Source organism: Parafannyhessea sp. (assembly GCF_051876455.1).
Taxonomy (GTDB): Bacteria; Actinomycetota; Coriobacteriia; order Coriobacteriales; family Atopobiaceae; genus Parafannyhessea.
The window spans coordinates 1-1,367 of record NZ_JBJEHW010000186.1 but is presented as its reverse complement, the minus strand read 5'-3'; the positions used below and the strand labels follow the sequence as shown (position 1 = coordinate 1,367).

Genomic DNA, 1,367 nt, shown 5'->3' with positions numbered 1-1,367 from the left:
TCCGACGGCACCTCCGCCACCGTGCAGGTGGTGGACTTCTGGCACGACGACGTGTCCGGCGGCAAGGCCGGCATGACGTTTGCCTTTACGCAGCCCGTCGCAAAGCGTGCGATGTCCGGCACCAAGATGGCATCGGGCGGCTGGGAGCAGTGCCAGATGCGCTCCTGGCTTAACGACGAGTTCTGGTCGCGCCTCCCCAAGGACCTGTCCAAGCACATCAAGGCCGCAACCAAGCTGACCAACAACGCGGGCGCCACCAAGGTCGCGTCCAGCGTGACGGCCACCAGCGACAAACTCTGGCTCTTCTCGGTAGAGGAGCTTGGCGGCAACCGCAGCGCCGCCGCGCTCGGCAAGGACTTCATGTACGTGGCGGAGGTCATCGGCGCGGAGGGCACGCAGTACCTGCTGTGGAGCGACCAGGACGTGAGTACGGACGCCATGTCGAACACCGCCACGCGCCGCAAGTGGAACGGCAAGCGCTGCTACTGGTGGACGCGCTCCCCCAGCCCGGACTGCTCCGAGGCGGACAACCAGACCTGGTTCAACCGCGTGGGCCCCAACGGCGACGTGTTCGACTTTGCCACGGCCGCCACGGGCGACGGCAAGGTGACCACCGCGCTGCCGGGCTTCTGCATCTAAGCGAAGCGGCGGCGTCGCTTGCACTTGCCTGCGGCCGCGCACCGCAGCTACTCCGTCGTGATGGTCTTCGTCATGTCGTCTATCACCTTGGAGCCCTCGTCCTGCCGGCTCTTGGGCCACGTGAAGTCGAGCGTCACGATGCGGCTGTCATCCACGTATTCGCGCAGGTAGTGGCCCGTGCTACCGTCCCAGTAGCTCACGACGAACCACCCGTCGCCCTGCGTCTTGTACGTGAGGTTGTGGCTCCCGGCCGCCGCGGCCTGCTCGCTGTCGAGCGTGGCGCCGTCCGAGTTCGCCTTCGTCCACGCGTAGATGTTCATGTCCGCGGACGAATCTTTCATGTGTATGCCGTTGCCATCCGAGTCCACGGTGTAGCTCATCCCGGTGGGCAGCGTCACGCCGATGCCGTAGTCCTCAAACTCGAGCCTGCCGGTGGACGGGTCGTACGCGACGGTCGCGTCCGCCGCGGAGTTGCTCGAGCCACTGTCGTCGGACGAGCCGTCCGTCGCACTCGCGCTTGACTTGCCCGAGCTCGCGCCCGAGCCCGAACTCGAGCCCTTCCCCGCGGAGCCCTTCGAGCCCGACGTCGCGGACTGCGTCGCGGTGCCGGATCCCGAACTCCCCGTCCGAGCGCCCAGCGCGCCCGTGCCAAACGCGACGCCCACCGCGATGGCGGCCACCGCCACGACGCCCACGACCACGAACGGCCACTTCTTCCTGTCCCCCGC

General features: G+C 67.5%; 2 protein-coding genes. One reads left to right on the top strand and one right to left on the bottom strand.

The features are described from left to right. Positions 1-639 (top strand): DUF6273 domain-containing protein (locus tag ACI38Z_RS08040; RefSeq protein ID WP_439789677.1); only part of this gene is annotated, 639 nt, incomplete at its 5' end. Positions 640-686: 47 nt separating this feature from the next. Here the strand turns inward: ACI38Z_RS08040 and ACI38Z_RS08035 are convergent. Beyond that, a partial coding sequence (locus ACI38Z_RS08035) for a hypothetical protein (RefSeq protein WP_439789676.1) occupies positions 687-1,367 on the bottom strand: 681 nt, incomplete at its 5' end.